The 13,832-nt window shown below is 69.6% G+C and carries 20 protein-coding genes; 10 read left to right on the top strand and 10 right to left on the bottom strand.

The features are described 5' to 3' along the window. Positions 1 to 189: 189 nt before the first annotated feature. The gene (locus tag H4W30_RS01770; RefSeq protein WP_318780506.1) at positions 190 to 747 is read right to left on the bottom strand and encodes a Trp biosynthesis-associated membrane protein; all 558 of its coding nucleotides are present in this window, start codon (positions 745 to 747) and stop codon (positions 190 to 192) included. Then, positions 740 to 2,302: an anthranilate synthase component I gene (locus H4W30_RS01765; RefSeq protein WP_192741163.1), complete on the bottom strand. Its 1,563-nt coding sequence runs from the start codon at positions 2,300 to 2,302 to the stop codon at positions 740 to 742. Before H4W30_RS01765 ends, H4W30_RS01770 begins: the two co-directional genes overlap by 8 nt. A gap of 95 nt (positions 2,303 to 2,397) precedes the next feature. Between H4W30_RS01765 and H4W30_RS01760 the strand changes: the two genes are divergently transcribed. Further along, positions 2,398 to 3,003 carry a TetR/AcrR family transcriptional regulator gene (locus H4W30_RS01760; RefSeq protein WP_192741162.1) on the top strand — a complete coding sequence of 202 codons (606 nt, stop codon included), beginning with the start codon at positions 2,398 to 2,400 and terminating at the stop codon, positions 3,001 to 3,003. A 323-nt stretch (positions 3,004 to 3,326) separates the two neighbouring features. On the opposite strand, the gene H4W30_RS01755 is transcribed toward H4W30_RS01760, so the two are convergent. The 5 genes from H4W30_RS01755 to hisF all read right to left on the bottom strand — a co-directional run bounded on the left by H4W30_RS01755 (position 3,327) and on the right by hisF (position 5,914). Then, a complete protein-coding gene (locus H4W30_RS01755) occupies positions 3,327 to 3,842 on the bottom strand; it encodes a hypothetical protein (protein ID WP_192741161.1) in 516 nt (171 codons plus the stop codon). Between the two features lie 201 nt (positions 3,843 to 4,043). Then, positions 4,044 to 4,406 (bottom strand): DUF1304 domain-containing protein, encoded by a 363-nt coding sequence (locus H4W30_RS01750; RefSeq protein WP_192741160.1) that lies wholly within the window; start codon positions 4,404 to 4,406, stop codon positions 4,044 to 4,046. Next, a complete protein-coding gene (gene hisI / locus H4W30_RS01745; protein ID WP_192741159.1) occupies positions 4,403 to 4,765 on the bottom strand; it encodes a phosphoribosyl-AMP cyclohydrolase in 363 nt (120 codons plus the stop codon). The genes H4W30_RS01750 and hisI overlap by 4 nt, the downstream gene beginning before the upstream one ends. Then, positions 4,755 to 5,144, bottom strand: a complete 390-nt coding sequence (locus H4W30_RS01740; protein ID WP_192741158.1) for a hypothetical protein — start codon at positions 5,142 to 5,144, stop codon at positions 4,755 to 4,757. Before H4W30_RS01740 ends, hisI begins: the two co-directional genes overlap by 11 nt. Beyond that, on the bottom strand, positions 5,141 to 5,914 hold the full coding sequence (gene hisF, locus H4W30_RS01735) for an imidazole glycerol phosphate synthase subunit HisF (RefSeq protein ID WP_192741157.1): 774 nt from the start codon (positions 5,912 to 5,914) through the stop codon (positions 5,141 to 5,143). The genes H4W30_RS01740 and hisF overlap by 4 nt, the downstream gene beginning before the upstream one ends. A gap of 39 nt (positions 5,915 to 5,953) precedes the next feature. Here hisF and H4W30_RS01730 point away from each other — a divergent pair, with 39 nt between their 5' ends. From H4W30_RS01730 to H4W30_RS01695, 8 genes are read left to right on the top strand one after another with little or no spacing between them, the layout of a single operon-like run. Beyond that, complete coding sequence (locus H4W30_RS01730; RefSeq protein ID WP_225948719.1) at positions 5,954 to 6,598, top strand: TetR/AcrR family transcriptional regulator; 645 nt, start codon at positions 5,954 to 5,956, stop codon at positions 6,596 to 6,598. Positions 6,599 to 6,607: 9 nt separating this feature from the next. Beyond that, positions 6,608 to 7,117 carry an RNA polymerase sigma factor gene (locus tag H4W30_RS01725; protein ID WP_192741156.1) on the top strand — a complete coding sequence of 170 codons (510 nt, stop codon included), beginning with the start codon at positions 6,608 to 6,610 and terminating at the stop codon, positions 7,115 to 7,117. Then, positions 7,114 to 8,112, top strand: a complete 999-nt coding sequence (locus H4W30_RS01720; protein ID WP_192741155.1) for a hypothetical protein — start codon at positions 7,114 to 7,116, stop codon at positions 8,110 to 8,112. Before H4W30_RS01725 ends, H4W30_RS01720 begins: the two co-directional genes overlap by 4 nt. Before the next feature lie 28 nt (positions 8,113 to 8,140). Further along, entirely contained in the window at positions 8,141 to 9,064 is a 924-nt protein-coding gene (locus H4W30_RS01715) for an NADP-dependent oxidoreductase (protein WP_192741154.1), read from the top strand. After that, the gene (locus tag H4W30_RS01710; RefSeq protein WP_192741153.1) at positions 9,061 to 9,621 is read left to right on the top strand and encodes a putative glycolipid-binding domain-containing protein; all 561 of its coding nucleotides are present in this window, start codon (positions 9,061 to 9,063) and stop codon (positions 9,619 to 9,621) included. The genes H4W30_RS01715 and H4W30_RS01710 overlap by 4 nt, the downstream gene beginning before the upstream one ends. A gap of 49 nt (positions 9,622 to 9,670) precedes the next feature. Further along, on the top strand, positions 9,671 to 10,393 hold the full coding sequence (locus tag H4W30_RS01705) for an ABC transporter ATP-binding protein (protein WP_192741152.1): 723 nt from the start codon (positions 9,671 to 9,673) through the stop codon (positions 10,391 to 10,393). Further along, on the top strand, positions 10,390 to 11,124 hold the full coding sequence (locus H4W30_RS01700; protein ID WP_126733718.1) for an ABC transporter permease: 735 nt from the start codon (positions 10,390 to 10,392) through the stop codon (positions 11,122 to 11,124). Before H4W30_RS01705 ends, H4W30_RS01700 begins: the two co-directional genes overlap by 4 nt. Positions 11,125 to 11,133: 9 nt before the next feature. After that, on the top strand, positions 11,134 to 11,520 hold the full coding sequence (locus H4W30_RS01695) for a PPOX class F420-dependent oxidoreductase (protein WP_126733719.1): 387 nt from the start codon (positions 11,134 to 11,136) through the stop codon (positions 11,518 to 11,520). Positions 11,521 to 11,705: 185 nt separating this feature from the next. Here H4W30_RS01695 and H4W30_RS01690 read toward each other — a convergent pair whose 3' ends face one another. The 3 genes from H4W30_RS01690 to hisH form a co-directional block, all read right to left on the bottom strand. Further along, positions 11,706 to 12,053, bottom strand: coding sequence for a DUF1330 domain-containing protein (locus H4W30_RS01690; RefSeq protein ID WP_192741151.1), 348 nt, complete (start codon positions 12,051 to 12,053; stop codon positions 11,706 to 11,708). Positions 12,054 to 12,133: 80 nt separating this feature from the next. Next, positions 12,134 to 12,871, bottom strand: coding sequence for a bifunctional 1-(5-phosphoribosyl)-5-((5-phosphoribosylamino)methylideneamino)imidazole-4-carboxamide isomerase/phosphoribosylanthranilate isomerase PriA (gene priA / locus H4W30_RS01685; protein WP_192741150.1), 738 nt, complete (start codon positions 12,869 to 12,871; stop codon positions 12,134 to 12,136). A gap of 9 nt (positions 12,872 to 12,880) precedes the next feature. Beyond that, positions 12,881 to 13,504 (bottom strand): imidazole glycerol phosphate synthase subunit HisH, encoded by a 624-nt coding sequence (hisH, locus tag H4W30_RS01680; protein WP_192742381.1) that lies wholly within the window; start codon positions 13,502 to 13,504, stop codon positions 12,881 to 12,883. Between the two features lie 136 nt (positions 13,505 to 13,640). Between hisH and H4W30_RS01675 the strand changes: the two genes are divergently transcribed. Then, a complete protein-coding gene (locus H4W30_RS01675) occupies positions 13,641 to 13,820 on the top strand; it encodes a hypothetical protein (protein WP_192741149.1) in 180 nt (59 codons plus the stop codon). The last annotated feature ends 12 nt before the right edge of the window (positions 13,821 to 13,832 follow it).

Here is a 13,832-nt window from a genome sequence, read left to right as displayed (position 1 = left end):
AGTCCCTCACCGGCCGTCGTACTCACTGATTCCTTCGCAAGGTCGCTCACAAAAACCTTCCCCTTCCCGCCGAAACGATGCTAACCCCCGCACGGATACGGCCTGGTTCCGGGTATGTCCGTTACTCCGAATGCCAACCGTGTCATCTTTCGCGGCGTAGATCTCGGAAACGCGCGTTTTCCGCGGCCATCACCGGGTCGCGGTGGGATCTTCGCCTTCGGACAGTGCCTCCCAAAGCTCGGTCTCCGGATCCTTGGCGGCCTTCTTCTTCGCCCCCGGCGCCGAGTACTTCGCGCCGAGGCGAGGCATCCGGCCCGCGCCCTTGATGGCTGCCAACCCGCCCGCCGCCACGAGAATTCCCCCGAGGATCGCGAGGCCGCGGGCTCCCAGCATCTGAGTCACGGGCAGGCCGTCGGCGAAGCCACTGAACGAGCCGCCGACCACGCCGATCCACACCGCGGCCACCCCGGCCACGGCGAGTACCACGCCGAGCACCCGGCGTGGCCAGCCGCCGGTGGCGATCAGCCCCGCCGTGCCGGCGAGCGCCAGCAACGCGAGCGGAATCAGCGCGACCGCACGTTGTGAACCGGTTTCCGTGTAGAGCACCGTGCCGCGCACGCCACCGTCGCGGAACTCCGCGAACCAGACGAGCTGCGAAGAACCCCACAGCGCGACCGCGCCCAGCAGCAGGCCCACCACGGCGATCCACAGTGGACGCTTGGCCTTCTTCGCCGGGGCGTCAGACACGAGTGCTGTCACCCGCCGGGTCGAGCTCGTCCGCGGCGATCATCGTCTGCGCCGCCGCGACGGCCGACAGCACGGTGCGGGCCTTGTTGAGCGACTCGTTGTCCTCGTAGTCGGCCACCGAATCCGCGACGACTCCCCCGCCGGCCTGGACGTACGCGGTGCCGTCCTTCATCAGCGCGGTGCGGATCGCGATCGCGGTGTCGGCGTCCCCGGCGAAGTCGAGATACCCGACGACACCGCCGTAGAGCGCCCTGCGGGTCGGCTCCAGTTCCTCGATCAGCTGCATCGCGCGGACCTTCGGCGCGCCCGACAGCGTCCCCGCCGGGAAACAGGCGGCGACGGCGTCGAAAGCCGTCTTGTCGTCGAGGAGTTCGCCGGTGACCGTGGAGACGATGTGCATGACGTGGCTGTAACGCTCGACGTCGAAGAAGTCGACGACGCGCACCGTGCCGGGTTTGCAGACCTTTCCGAGGTCGTTGCGGCCGAGGTCGACGAGCATCAGGTGCTCGGCGCGTTCCTTCTCGTCCGCCAGCAGGTCCTTGGCCAGCTGCGCGTCCTCCTCCGGGTCGGCGCCGCGCCAGCGGGTGCCCGCGATCGGATGCGTGGTCGCGCGGCCGTCCCGCACGGTGACCAGCGACTCCGGGCTGGACCCGACGATGTCGAACCCGTCCAGGCGCAGCAGGTACATGTACGGGCTCGGATTGGACGTGCGCAGCACGCGGTAGACGTCCAGCGCGTCGGCCTGCGTCTCGATCTCGAAGCGTTGCGACGGCACGATTTGGAACGCTTCGCCCGCCTTGATCGCCTCGACCGCCTTCTCGACGGCCGCGTGGAAGTCCGGCTTGGAGCGGCGGCGGGTGAACTCGGGCGCCGGCCGGTCGAAGACGGCGGCCGTGGCCGGGGCCGCGACGTGCAGCTGCTTGGTCATCGCGTTCAGGCGCGCGACGGCGTCGTCGTACGCGGCGTCGACGCGCTCGGCCGAGTCGTCCCAGTTGACCGCGTTGGCGATCAGCGTGACGGTGCCCTCGTGGTGGTCGAAGGCGGCGAGGTCGGTCGCCAGGAGCATGGTGAGCTCGGGGATGTCGAGGTCCCGCTCGGCGAGTTCGGGGAGCCGTTCGAGCCAGCGGACGGCGTCGTAGCCGATGTAGCCGACCATGCCGCCGGTGAGCGGCGGCATCCCGGGCAGCTGTTCGGTGTGGAGCGCGGCGACGGTCTCCCGCAGCACGGTGAGCGGGTCGCCCTCGGTCGGCAGGCCGACCGGCGGGGTGCCGGTCCAGACCGCCTCGCCGTCACGCACGGTCAGCGCGGCGGGGCTGTCGACGCCGATGAACGACCATCGGCTCCACGACGCGCCGTTCTCCGCCGATTCGAAGAGGAACGTCCCCGGCCGGTCGGCGGCGAGCTTGCGGTAGACCCCGATGGGGGTCTCGCCGTCGGCGAGCACGCGGCGGACAACGGGGATGACGCGACGGCCCTCGGCGAGCGCGCGGAACTCGTCGCGCGAAGGGCTGACCGAGCCGAGCCCCGACGGGCTGGCGTTAGCGGCGCTGACCATGCCGCTCATTGTGCTGCAACGCCCGGGCGGGCGGGGACGCGGGGATGAATTCAAAGAATGTTGAATTTCGGGCCGGGTCCGTTCATGATGACGCCATGGCTGTTGACGACACTACCGCGCGACGCCGGGGACGGCGGCCCGGCGGACAGGACACCCGCACCGCGCTGATCGAAGCGGCGCGCGCGGTGTTCGGTGAGAGCGGCTTCGACGGCGCGACCGTCCGCACGATCGCGACCCGCGCCGGGGTCGACGCGGCGATGGTCAATCACTGGTTCGGCAGCAAGGAGGGGCTGTTCGCCCAAGCGATCCTGAAGCTCCCCTTCGACCCGCACGAACTGCTCGCGGAACTTCAGGACGGGCCCGACGAGGAGTTCGGCCGTCGGATCGTGCGCACCTTCCTCACCCGATGGGACGGCGCGGGCGGCGACGTGTTCCAGGCGCTCGTCCGCAGCGTCGCCGGGCACGAACAGGCCGCGGCCGTACTGCGCGGGTTCTTCCAGAACTTCTTCACGAAGGTCATCGGCGGACTGGGCTCGGACCGCGTCGAACTGCGGACCACGCTCTGCGCCTCCCAGCTCGTCGGGATGGGGCTGGTGCGATACGTCGCGAAGTTCGAACCCATGGCGTCGAGCGAGATCGAGCCGCTGGTGACCGCGATCGCGCCGACGGTGCAGCGCTACCTGACCGGGAACATCGACTGAGCGGCTCCGGCGTGTGCGCCCTCCGATCACGCGAGTTCGCTCTCTGATCACGCGAGTTACGCCTTCAATCACGTGAGTTACGCCTTCAATCACGTGAGTTCGCCGTCTGGACACGCGAATCGCGCCCAAGGCCTCCTTGCCCACCCTGACGGTAGTGAAGGAGGCCTTCACTACCCACCGAGCGGAGGGTGACGCCGCGCGTGAGGAGAAACGCAACTCGCGTGATCGGAGGCGGAACTCGCGTGATTGGAGGCGGAACTCGCGTGATTGGAGGCGTAACTCGCGGGCCGGGTGACCTCCGGGCCTGATCAGGTGTCGTCCGATCAGGCCGTGTCCGGTTCGATCTCCTTGACGGGAACCGCGTAGAGCGTGTCCTTCGAAAACCGTCCGCGCGGGAAGATCACGATCATGTCGGTTCCCTCGCCGCCGATGAAGACGGGGACTTTCTCGAGTCCCTTGAAACGAGGAGCGATCCGCAGCGACCTGCGGGTCTGAAGCAGTTTGTAGTCGCGCTCGAGATAGACGTCGATCCTGGGGTACAACCAGCCGGGCCGCACGGTCGCCGTGGCCTCGCGCAAACCGGTCTTCGCAGCGGAGCGACGGCGGCTCTTCCAGAGCCAGGCGGCGTACAGACACGCCGGAATACCGTAGAAGGCCGCCAAAGCCAGCGGGGACAGCACTTCGAACCGAGGATCTTCCGAAACCATCAGGCACACGACGAAGTAGGCCATCCAGAACACCGCCAAAGCCGTCGCCCGTTGTTCGAAAATCGACAGCTTCCCGATCAAGGGTGTGGCCACCTCTTCGTGGATCGTCGGGTCCACGAAGCTTTCGGTCACGTCATCGTCCGGAGTGGAGCGAGGCCTCCCGGCGACCCGCGGGCGTCGTCTCGGACTGTCACGCTCGGCTGATCTTCGCTTCGCTCGCCCCAGTTTCATGCGCTGAGGTTAATCGAGAGAAGTGCCTTTTCCGGCCGACGAGTCGCATCCCGCTCCAAGGCAACCGTGAGCGCTCAGCGAGCGTGCAAGTCAGCAGGCGCGTCAGCCGGCGATCAGTACCGCGATCAGCGCCAGCGTGCCGGGGACCACCTGCACGAAGAAGATCTTCTTGCTCGCCGTCGCCGTCCCGTAGAGCCCGGCCACGATCACGCAGGCGAGGCCGAAGATCTTGAACTGCCAGGCGGTGCCGCCGGTCGCGAGCAGGCCCCAGATCAACGCGGCGGCGAGGAAACCGTTGTACAGCCCCTGGTTCGCCGCCAGCGTCTTGGTCTCCTTCGCGAATTCCTCGGTGGTGCCGAAGGAGGCGCGGGCGCGCGGCGTGGTCCACAGGAACATCTCGAGCACGACGATGTACAGGTGGATCAGGGCGACGATGCCGACCAGGACGTTGGCGACGACATTCACGGATTCTCGCTCTCGTCGGCCAGCAACAGCCGGTCTTCGGTGTCGAAGCAGGTGTGCGTGCCGGTGTGACAGGCCGGGCCGGTCTGGTCGACGCGCAGGAGGACGGTATCGCCGTCACAGTCGATCCGCACCTCGCGCACGTGCTGGACATGGCCGGAGGTCTCGCCCTTGACCCACAGTTCCTCACGGCTGCGCGAGTAATAGGTGGCGCGCCGCGTCGTGAGGGTGCGCTCGAGCGCCTCGTCGTTCATCCACGCCATCATCAGCACGTCCGATGTGGAGTGTTCGACGACGACGGCGGCGATCAGCCCGTCCGCGTTGCGCTTCAAGCGATCCGAGAGGGCGGGGTCAAGCGTCATTCGTGGCTCCGAGAAGGTGCCGTTTCACCGGCATCGAGTTGAGCAGGACCGCCGTGTAGATGTACCCGGCGAACAGCAGCCCGGAGACGATCTTCACCCAGAAGAGTTCCGCCGCCAGCATGGAAAGCGCGTGCAGCAACCCGAACAGGAAGCTGACGGCGAAACCGGCGAACCGCGCCGAAGACATCTTCAGCACCAGCCCCGCCACGACCAGGCCGCCGAGGACCAGCGACGTCCCCGGCAGCAGGAACGTCCGCGCGGTGGAGTACGGCGCGAACATGAGGACCGCGGCCATCGCGATGTAGGCGAGGGCGAGCCCGAGCAGCAGCGCGCAGACGACCTTGACCTCGGTGGAGGCCTTCCATTTCGCCATGATCACCGGACCACGACTCCCCCGGCGCGGAGCGCGCTCTTGACCTCGTCGATCTTCAACTGTCCGAAGTGGAACACGCTGGCCGCGAGCACCGCGTCCGCCCCCGCCTCGACGGCGGGCAGGAAGTGCTCCAGCGCGCCGGCGCCGCCGCTGGCGATCACCGGGACCCGGACCGCCGCCCGCACCTGGGTCAGGAGTTCGAGGTCGAAGCCGTTCTTGGTGCCGTCGGCGTCCATCGAGTTGAGCAGGATCTCGCCGACGCCGAGCTCCTCGCCGCGCGCGGCCCACTCGACGGCGTCGATCCCGGTGCCGCGGCGCCCGCCGTGCGTGGTCACCTCGAAACCGGACGGAGTCGGCTCGGTCCCCTCCGGGACCCGGCGCGCGTCCACCGACAGCACGACGCACTGCGCGCCGAACCGGCGGGACGCCTCGCGCAGGAACTCCGGCCGCGCGATGGCGGCGGTGTTGATGCTCACCTTGTCCGCGCCGGTGCGCAGCAACCGGTTGACGTCGTCGTTCGTCCGCACGCCGCCACCGACGGTGAGCGGGATGAACACCTGCTCCGCGGTCCGGCGCACGACGTCGAAGGTGGTCTCACGGTCCCCGGAGGACGCCGTGACGTCGAGGAACGTGAGCTCGTCCGCGCCCTCGGCGTCGTACAGGCGGGCAAGCTCGACGGGGTCGCCGGCGTCGCGCAGGTCGGCGAAGTTGACGCCCTTCACCACACGGCCCGCGTCGACGTCGAGACACGGGATGACCCTGACTGCGACTGACATGGGGACAAGCGTAGTCAAGAGCCGTTCTAAGCTCGCGGGATGGCACAGGCGGGGCGGCGGCCGGGGCAGACCGAGACGCGGGAGGAGATCCTCGAAGCGGCTAGGCGCAGATTCGCCGAACAGGGTTACGACGGCGCGACCGTCCGCGCCATCGCGGCCGACGCCGGGGTCAACGCGGCGCTGCTGCACCATTTCTTCGGTACCAAGCAACAGCTCTTCGCCGCGTCGATGAACCTGCCGGTGGATCCGGGCGAGCTGGTCCCCCGGATCCTCGAAGGCCCCGAAGCGGAGATCGGCGAGCGCCTCGTCCGCGCGTTCCTCGGCCTCTGGGAGGCCCCGGACGGCCGCGCGCCGTTCCTGGCGATGATCCGGTCTGCGACCACCAACGAGCAGGTCGCGACCATGATGCGGCAGTTCCTGGAGCGGGCGGTGCTGGCTCGGGTCGCCGAAGCGCGCGGCGTGCCGAAGGTGCGGGTGGCCGGGATCGCCGCGCAGATGATCGGGTTCGCGCTGCTGCGCTACGTCATCGGGCTCCCGCCGCTGGTCAACGCCTCGGAGGAGGAGATCGTCGGGATGCTGGCCCCCGTCGCTCAGTACTACCTGACCCCCGGCACCGAGAAAGTTCGCCTCCCGATGCATCAGGAGGGTGGTCTCGCGCGTCACTGGAGCGAGACCACCGGCTGAGGGGGACACGTGCCTGCGACCTTCGACGAGTTCGTCGCGGATCGCCTGGACGGCCTCCTGCGCTACGCGACCGTCCTGACCGACGACCCGTACCTGGCGCAGGACATCGTCCAGGAGGTGCTGCTGCGTGCCCAGGAACGCTGGCCGAAGATCGACCATCCGCCGACGTACGTCCGCCGGATGGTGACCAACGAGTACCTCTCGTGGCGGAGGCGGCTGGCGGTCCGCCGGGTGACGCCGTCGTCGCCGGAAGCACTCGACCTGATGAGCCCGCCGGTCTCCGACCACGCCATCGAGTACGACGAACGCGACGCGATGCTGAGCCGGCTCGCGAAGCTCCCGCGCAAACAACGCGCCGCGATCGTGCTCCGCTACTACGAGAACTACTCCGACGAGGAGATCGGCGCGGTACTCCGCTGCGCGACGTCGACCGTGCGCAGCCAGATCTCGCGCGCGCTCGCGACGCTGCGGGAAACCGGGCCGTCCTCGTCCGTGCAGCCCACGGGAGCCCGCAAATGACCCGACTGAGTGACGAGCACACCGAGGACCTGATCCGCGAGAGCCTCGAACACCTGGCGACGCGGGCACCCGACGGGGCCGAGATCCGCGAAGCGCTGGCCCAACGACCGCGAAGCCGCCCGAAGATGGCTTTGGCGCTGGTCGCGGCGGCGGTCGCGATCATCGCGCTCGGCGTGCCGCTGGGCCTGCGGGCCTACACCACGGTCACGCCGGCTTCCCCGCGCGACGCGGACTGGTCGGTGCTGCCGTACAAACCGGGCTGGCTGCCCGACGGCTTCACGGAGATGAGCCGCTCCGCGAAGCCCTATCCCGCGCCTCAGACCAGGATGTGGAACGGCGGCGAGGCGGGCCAGGTCAAGCTGACCACCACTCCGCTGGACGAGCGGCGCGGGCCGTGGACGATCGCCCCCGCCCCGAACCAGATCATCGTGCACGGCCGGGTCGGCATGGTCTCGGAGGTCTACGGCGACGCGACGATGCTGACGTGGTCACCCGACGACGCGTACGTCCTGAACCTGACCCTGTACGGCGTGCGGGACCCGCGTGGCGTGGGCCAGCGGATCGCGGACGAGATGGTCAGGGACGGCCGTGCCCGGGTGTCGGGCGAACTGCGGTTCGGCAGGTTGCCCGCCGATCTGGCGCTGTCCGGGGTGAACCTGCCCATGGCGGTCGACGGTGGCCGGACCGAGCTCGAAGCCACCCGTACCGGGCAGCCCACCGCTCCGGCGGTCGTCACGGCGAGGCTCGGCGGCGAACGGCCGGAAGCGGGCGACGCCGCGCCCGTGCCGCTCAAGATCCGGGGCCTCGACGGTTTCGCCCTCCCCGCGCGGAACGGACGGCTCGAGCGGCTGGACGAAACGGTCGCCGTCCAGGTCGAAGGCGGGCGCTGGCTCACCGTGTCGGGTAAGCGGGACCGGGCGACGCTGCTCGACATCGCCGAGGGCCTGCAGATCGTCCCCGGTGACTACAGCTGGTTCGGGAAACCGCCGGAATAGTGACGGACGGGCGGCGGTTGTCGACGGCATGACAGACACCTACCGCTCCATCGCGTTCACCGAGTACGGCGACTCCGGGGTCCTGCGCGTCCTCGAACGCGAGCTTCCCTTGCCGGGTCCCGGCCAGGTGAGGGTCGCGGTCCGGGCCGCGGGCGTGAACCCGATCGACTGGAAGATCCGCTCCGGGCTGATGGCCGAGGTGTATCCCGCGAACTTCCCCGCCGTCCCGGGCGGGGACATCTCGGGCGTGATCGACGCGGTCGGCGCGGGGGTGACCGATTTCGCGACCGGTGACGAAGTCCTGGGGTCCGGCATCGGCGGGTACGCGGAGTACGTCCTCGCGGATCCCGTGAAGCTGGTCCGCAAGCCCGGGGCACTGTCCTGGGAGCTGGCCGCGGCGCTGCCGGCGGTCGTCAACACCGCCTATCGCGCTCTGAACCTCTTGGATCTGCACAAGGGCGAGACGCTGCTCATCGACGGCGCGGCGGGCGGCGTCGGCACCATCGCCGTCCAGCTCGCCGTCGCCCGCGGGCTCACCGTCGTGGGCACCGCGAGCGAAGCGAACCACGACTATCTGCGCTCGCTGGGCGCCATCCCGGTGCAGTACGGCGAAGCGCTTGCCGAGCGCGTACGCGCCGTCGCGCCGCAGGGCATCGACGCCTCCTTCGACACCTCCGGGCGCGGCTCGCTCCCCACCCTCGTCGAGCTGACCGGCGGCCCGAAGCGGGTCATCACCATCGCCGCGCCGGACGCGGCCGACCACGGCGTCCGCTTCACGTCGGGATCCCCGGCCGAACAGGTCCCCGGTTCGCTGGCCGAAGGCGCCGCGCTCGCCGCCGAAGGCAAGCTCGACCTGCCGATCGCCCGGGTGTACCCGCTCGCCGAAGCGGCCGCGGCCCAGGACGAGAGCGAAGCGGGCCACGTCCGGGGCAAGCTCGTCCTGGTCCCATGAGCCTTCCCGCGACGGCGACCTGGCTGCATCGGGACGCGAGGACCGGCGTGGAGGTCGCGTTCTTCGAAGAACACGAAGGCGGCTGGCGGATCAGCGGGGCCACGACGGCGGTCGAGGACGGCGAGTCCTGGTTCGTCGAGTACGCGATCACCGTCGACGCCGCCTGGCACACGAGGTCGGCGGAGCTCTCCGGCCGGTCGGCGAGCGGTGCCCGGCGCACGGTGCTCGAATCGGGTGGCGACGGGCGCTGGCGAGTGGACGGCGTCGCGGATCCGCGGCTCGAAGGCTGTTTCGACGTGGATCTCGAGTCGTCGTCGATGACGAACACGCTGCCGGTGCACCGGCTCGGCCTCGCTCCGGGTACGGCCGCCGAGGCGCCCGCCGTGTACGTCCGGGCGGGCGACCTCGCCGTGGAAAGGCTCGAGCAGCGCTACGAGCGGATCGGTGACTGCGATTTCGCCTACACGGCACCGGTCTTCGATTTCTCCTCCGTGCTGCGTTACGACCGGCACCTGCTGGTCCGCGACTACCCGGGCATCGCCGTCCGGCTGTCCTGAAACCCGCGCCCCTTGACTCGAGCTTCTCAACGGGCGCAGAATTAAACACATGGCTAATTCAGCGATCTCCGTGACGGGACTGAGGGTCGTCCGCGGCGGTCGCGAGGTCGTCAAGGACATCGCGTTCCGGACGCCGCGCGGCCGCGTCACCGGCCTGCTCGGGCCGAGCGGCTGCGGCAAGACGACGCTGATGCGCGCGATCGTCGGCGTGCAGATCGTCGCCGCGGGCGAGGTCACCGTGCTCGGCCATCCCGCCGGCAGCCCGCCGTTGCGGCGGCTGATCGGCTACGCCACCCAGAACCCGGCCATCTACGCCGACCTCACCATCACGGAAGCCTTGCGCTACTTCGCTTCCGTCCTTCGCGCGCCGATGTCCGATGTGGACAGAGTGATCGCCGAAGTCGGGCTCACCGACCACGCGGGCAAACTGGTCGGCTCCCTGTCGGGCGGCCAGCACAACCGCGCCAACCTCGCCGTCGCGCTGCTCGGGAAACCCGAACTGCTCGTCCTCGACGAACCGACCGTCGGCCTCGATCCCGTGCTCCGCGACGAACTCTGGGCGCTGTTCCGCGGCCTCGCCGACGGCGGGGCGACGCTGCTCGTGTCCAGCCACGTCATGGACGAGGCCGCGCGATGCGACCGGCTGCTGCTCATGCGCGAAGGCCGGATCCTCGCCGACGACACCCCGGCCGGGCTGCGCGAGCGCACCGGGACGACCGATCTGGAGCAGGCGTTCCTGCGGCTCGTCCGGGAGACGGAGATGACCTCGTGAACCCCACGCTGACGCTCGCCACGGCCCGCCGCATCCTCCTTCAGCTGCGGCACGATCCGCGCACCGTCGCGATGCTGATCGTCGTCCCGTCACTGCTGATGGTGCTGCTGCGCTTCGTCTTCAACTCCGAAGCGGTGTTCAGCCGGGTCGCCCCGGCGCTGCTCGGCGTCTTCCCGTTCCTGATCATGTTCCTGATCACCTCGATCACCACGCTGCGCGAGCGCACCACGGCGACCCTGGAACGGCTCATGACGCTGCCGATCGGCCGGATGGACCTGCTCTTCGGCTACGCGATCGCGTTCGGTTCGATCGCGATCGTGCAGGTCGGCGTCGCCGCCGGGGTCTCGCTCGCCTGGCTCGGCCTCGACATCGCGGGCTCGATCGGGATGCTGCTGCTCATCGCCGTCCTCGACGCCCTCCTGGGGATGGCGCTCGGCCTGTTCGTGAGCGCGTTCGCACGGACGGAATTCCAGGCGGTGCAGTTCATGCCGCTGTTCGTGCTGCCGCAGATCCTGCTGTGCGGACTGTTCGTACCGCGCGGCGAAATGGGCTGGCTCCTGAACTGGCTTTCGAACGTGATGCCGCTTTCGTACGCCGTCGAAGCGCTCACCCGGGTCACCACGTCGGGCACCGTGGACGCGACGCTCATCCGGAACCTGCTCGTCGTCGGGGCGTGCGCTCTGGCCGCGCTGGTGCTCGGCGCGGCGACGCTGCGTCGCCGGACGCCCTAGACTTTCCACATGGGATCGGAGTTCGAGCGGATCGCCGCCGAGAAGTACGTCGTCCTGACCACCTTCCGCAAGAACGGCACCCCGGTGCCGACGCCGGTCTGGGCGGCGGGCGACGGCGGCGAGCTGGTGCTCTGGTCCGAACGGAAGGCCGGCAAGGTCAAGCGCATCCGCAACAGCGGCCGCGTCGAGGTCCAGGCCTGCGACTTCCGCGGCGCCAAGACCCATGGTGACGTCGTCGCGGGCGAGGCGCGGCTGCTGGACCTCGACGAGACCGAGCGCGTGCGCAAGGTGATCGCGCGGAAGTACGGGATCACCGGGCGGGTCACGATGTTCTTCAGCAGGCTGCGGGGGCCGAAGGACCGGACAGTGGGGATCGCCGTCAAGCTGGCGGAGTGACCCGGGGGGCCGATGCTCATGTCGCGAAAGCCACTTTCGGGACATCAGACGTCGCGAAAGTGGCTTTCGCGACGTGCCACCGGCTGCCGACCCGCCTACCCCACTGACGTTGCGAAAGCCACTTTCGCAACGTTGAAGGTTGCGAAAGTGGCTTTCGCGGCACCCCTCGGCCGGCACCGGCTCACTCAGGCCGCCTGCAGCGCCCGCAGCCCGGCCGCCAGCGCGGCCGAGTCGTGGTCCGGCCCGCATCCCTCGACCAGGATCAGATCGCCGGGGATGTGGTCGGCCCGCAACGGCAGGATCTCCTGGTACGCGGGCGAGCCGTACCACTCCCGCGCGGCGTCCAGGCTCGGGAACTCGATGAGCACGAGCGCCCCCGGCCACTCCCCCTCGACGACGTGGACCCCGGCTCCGTGCACGAGGAACTTGCCGCCGAAGGGGTCGAGCGTGGCCTGGATCCGTTCCATGTACTCGAAGACCTCTTCGGCCAGCACGGCGGCGGGGCGAAGGTGGGCGAGTCCGTAGGCGGTCATGGTGTCCCTCCAGGTTTCGTTGTTCTGGAAGGAATCCTGACCGAGGCGGCGCGTGGCGTCGATTACCCGGGAGGTAAAGCTCAGAACTCCGCGACGGCCGCGAGCGCCTCGGGCAGGGTGAACGCGCCGGCGTAGAGCGCCTTGCCGACGATGGAGCCTTCGACACCGTCGCGGGCCAGCGCGGCCAGCGCGCGGAGATCGTCCACACTGGACACACCACCGGAGGCGATGACCGGCGCGTCGGTGCGGGCGGCGACCTCGCGGAGCAGGCCGATGTTCGGCCCCTGGAGGGTCCCGTCCTTGCTCACGTCGGTGACGACGTAGCGCTGCGCGCCGTCGCGGTCGAGCCGGTCGAGGACCTCCCAGAGGTCACCGCCGTCCTGCGTCCAGCCGCGGGCGGACAGCCGGTGCCCGGCCTCGGTGATCCGCACGTCCAGCCCGATGGCGACGCGGTCGCCGTAGGACGAGACGACCTTCGCGGTCCACTCGGGGTCCTCCAGCGCCGCGGTGCCGAGGTTGACGCGGCGGGCGCCGGTGGCCAGCGCGGCCTCCAGCGAGGCATCGTCGCGGATGCCACCGGACAGCTCCACCTGGACGTCGAGCCTGGCCACGACGTCGGCGAGCAGCTCGCGGTTGGAACCCTTGCCGAACGCGGCGTCGAGGTCCACCAGATGGATCCACTCCGCCCCGTCGCGCTGCCAGGCGAGCGCCGCCTCCAGCGGGCTGCCATAGGAGGTCTCGGTGCCGGCCTCGCCCTGGACGAGTCGCACGGCCTGGCCATCGGCCACATCAACGGCGGGAAGGAGCGTGAAAGTCACGCGCCCACTCTAAGACAGGGTGTTCAGCCAGTTGCGCAGCAGGTGCGCCCCGGCGTCCCCGGACTTCTCGGGGTGGAACTGGGTCGCCCAGAGCGGCCCGTTCTCGACGGCGGCGACGAAGTCCTGGCCGTGGTTGGCCCAGGTCACCTTGGGCTGCTGCCCGGCGAGGCCGGAGTCCAGTTCCCAGGTCCGCGCGGCATAGGAGTGCACGAAGTAGAACCGCGTGTCCGCGTCGAGCCCGGCGAACAACCGCGAGTCCTCCGGGGCGCGGACGGTGTTCCAGCCCATGTGGGGCAGGACGTCGGCCTCCAGCCGGTCGACCGTGCCCGGCCACTCCCCGGCGCCCTCGGCCTCCACGCCGTGCTCGACCCCGCGTTCGAACAGGATCTGCATGCCGACGCAGATGCCCAGCACGGGACGGCCGCCGGCGAGGCGCTTGCCGATGATCTTCTCCCCCGACACCGACCGCAGCCCCTCCATGCAGGCGGAGAAGGCACCGACACCGGGGACGACCAGGCCGTCGGCCTCGAGCGCGGCATGCGGGTCGGCGGTGACCTCGACGTCGGCGCCGGCGCGCTCGACGGCACGTTCGGCGGAGCGGAGGTTGCCGGACCCGTAGTCCAGGATCACCACGCGAGGAGTAGCCACGCACACCAGGCTAGCGGACCGGATTTTTCCCGGATTCCCCGTTTCGACCTTCACTCTTCTGGGTAATAGCGACTCCGAGTGAAAGGCCGGCGCAGGACCGCCCTGCACTTATGGAGGAACGATGCAGGACGCCGACGAACTGACCCGCCTGCTCAGCGCCTGGCGGGACGACATCGAGAGCGTGCCTTTTCCTACCTTCGCGGAGCTGCTGATCCCGGCGCAGAAGCGGCGCTCCGCCCCCGCCCGGACGGCCACGGCATCGGTTCAGGTGACGAAGACCACCGGATGGCGGAATCACTGACACCCGACTCCG

The sequence above is a fragment of the Amycolatopsis roodepoortensis genome (assembly GCF_014873915.1).
In the GTDB taxonomy this organism is placed as follows: domain Bacteria; phylum Actinomycetota; class Actinomycetes; order Mycobacteriales; family Pseudonocardiaceae; genus Amycolatopsis; species Amycolatopsis roodepoortensis.
Note: the sequence above shows the minus strand (reverse complement) of the source record. Positions and strands in the feature narration are given on the sequence as shown.

Bases quoted from the DNA above. Each gene is read 5' to 3' on its own strand.
- H4W30_RS01765 (WP_192741163.1), bottom strand. From the start codon at position 2,302: ATGGTCAGCGCCGCTAACGCCAGCCCGTCGGGGCTCGGCTCGGTCAGC.
- H4W30_RS01760 (WP_192741162.1), top strand. From the start codon at position 2,398: ATGGCTGTTGACGACACTACCGCGCGACGCCGGGGACGGCGGCCCGGC.
- hisI (WP_192741159.1), bottom strand. From the start codon at position 4,765: ATGACGCTTGACCCCGCCCTCTCGGATCGCTTGAAGCGCAACGCGGAC.
- hisF (WP_192741157.1), bottom strand. From the start codon at position 5,914: ATGTCAGTCGCAGTCAGGGTCATCCCGTGTCTCGACGTCGACGCGGGC.
- H4W30_RS01730 (WP_225948719.1), top strand. From the start codon at position 5,954: ATGGCACAGGCGGGGCGGCGGCCGGGGCAGACCGAGACGCGGGAGGAG.
- H4W30_RS01720 (WP_192741155.1), top strand. From the start codon at position 7,114: ATGACCCGACTGAGTGACGAGCACACCGAGGACCTGATCCGCGAGAGC.
- H4W30_RS01715 (WP_192741154.1), top strand. From the start codon at position 8,141: ATGACAGACACCTACCGCTCCATCGCGTTCACCGAGTACGGCGACTCC.
- H4W30_RS01710 (WP_192741153.1), top strand. From the start codon at position 9,061: ATGAGCCTTCCCGCGACGGCGACCTGGCTGCATCGGGACGCGAGGACC.
- H4W30_RS01705 (WP_192741152.1), top strand. From the start codon at position 9,671: ATGGCTAATTCAGCGATCTCCGTGACGGGACTGAGGGTCGTCCGCGGC.
- H4W30_RS01695 (WP_126733719.1), top strand. From the start codon at position 11,134: ATGGGATCGGAGTTCGAGCGGATCGCCGCCGAGAAGTACGTCGTCCTG.
- H4W30_RS01690 (WP_192741151.1), bottom strand. From the start codon at position 12,053: ATGACCGCCTACGGACTCGCCCACCTTCGCCCCGCCGCCGTGCTGGCC.
- H4W30_RS01675 (WP_192741149.1), top strand. From the start codon at position 13,641: ATGCAGGACGCCGACGAACTGACCCGCCTGCTCAGCGCCTGGCGGGAC.